The sequence below is a fragment of the Ruegeria sp. BB7 genome, from assembly GCF_056539365.1.
In genome coordinates this window covers 1-1,511 of sequence record NZ_JBQFUV010000041.1, presented here as the reverse complement: position 1 = coordinate 1,511, position 1,511 = coordinate 1, and the positions used below count along the sequence as shown (strand labels likewise).

The 1,511-nt window shown below is 54.7% G+C and carries 1 protein-coding gene; it reads right to left on the bottom strand.

What is annotated here, in order from left to right:
- Positions 1-74: 74 nt before the first annotated feature.
- Positions 75-1,426, bottom strand: a protein-coding gene (locus ACR0D7_RS19335) for an IS3 family transposase (RefSeq protein ID WP_170433275.1) whose coding sequence is annotated in 2 segments (ribosomal slippage) — positions 75-1,090 and positions 1,090-1,426 — 1,353 coding nt in all. Because the reading frame shifts where the segments join, the coding sequence is not laid out codon by codon here.
- Positions 1,427-1,511: the final 85 nt, after the last annotated feature.

Here is a 1,511-nt window from a genome sequence, read left to right as displayed (position 1 = left end):
TGTCCGTCGTCAGGGATTTTGGGACAGATGGCCGCCTGAGCTAAGAGAGGATCTGGCTCATCTGGTTTTTGTGATTATGCGGCGGATTTGCGGTGAAGCAAGCGCCGGGTTTCGATGGTCTTTAGTTTGATCCTTTCTCGCTGTTTCAGAATGGTCTGGCCGCGCCCGAAGTAGACATCGGCCGGTGTGAGGTTTTGCAGGCTCTCGTGATAGCGCCGGTGGTTGTAGTGGTCGACGAAAGCATCGATCTGCTGCTGGAGGTCACCGGGCAGATAGTAGTTTTCCAATAAGATGCGGTTTTTGAGAGTCTGGTGCCAGCGCTCGATCTTGCCTTGGGTCTGTGGGTGATATGGCGCGCCTCGGACATGATCCATTTTCTGATCTTCCAGCCATTCGGCAAGCTCACCAGAGATGTAGCTGGACCCGTTGTCGCTGAGCAGGCGTGGCTTGTGCAGCACCGTTGCCTGATCACAGCCTGAGGCTTGCAAGGCGAGGTCCAGTGTGTCGGTCACATCCTCGGTCTTCATCGTCGCACAAAGCTTCCAGGCGATGATGTATCGGCTGTAGTCGTCCAGGATCGTGCTGAGATAGAACCAGCCCCAGCCGATCACCTTCAGATAAGTAAAGTCGGTCTGCCAGAGCTGGTTCGGCCGTGTTGTCTTGTCCTGGAACTCGTCTGCGGCTGACAAAACCACATAGGCTGGGCTGGTGACCAGATCGTAGGACTTGAGGATGCGATAGACCGAAGCCTCGGACACAAAGTACTTTTCTGTGTCGGTGAAGCGGACAGCTAGTTCTCGCGGTGACAACTCGCTTTCCTGCAAAGCCAGACCCTTGATCTTTTCGCGCACGGATTGAGGAATACGGTTCCAGACCCGCGACGGCGTGGGTCTACGATCTTCAAGCGCTTCGGGGCCACCGACAAGATATCGGTCGTACCAGCGATAGAAGGTGGTCTTCGGAATGCCCAGCTTTTCCAAAGTGCGTTTGGTCGGCAGATGCGATTGCTCAACCAAGCGGATGATTTCCAGTTTTTCGGATGCAGGATATCTCATTCGTTGTCGTCCCCATCCGCGATCATGCTTTTTTTGAGCAGGCGCAGTTCCAGGGCTTGTTCTGCCACAACTTCTTTCAGATCGCGGGCTTCACGACGCAGGTCTTTGACCTCGGTCGAGGTCGCGGCACGTGCCGTGTCACCGGCCAGCCGCTTCTTGCCCGCCTCAAGGAATTCTTTGGACCAGCTATAATACAGACTTTGTGCAATACCTTCACGACGGCACAGCTCTGCAATGCTGTCCTCGCCTTTTAGGCCATCCAGAACGATCCTGATCTTCTCTTCTGCGGAATACTGTTTGCGGGTCGCGCGGCGGATGTCTTTTACGACCTTCTCACCGTGGCTCTGCTTGGTTCCGGGTTTCTTTCTCATCTCCACTCCTTGGCGGTTACGATGAGCCAGAAACCCTCTCTTATCAAATCGACCTAAACTGTCCCATTGGTGCTGACGTCAGACA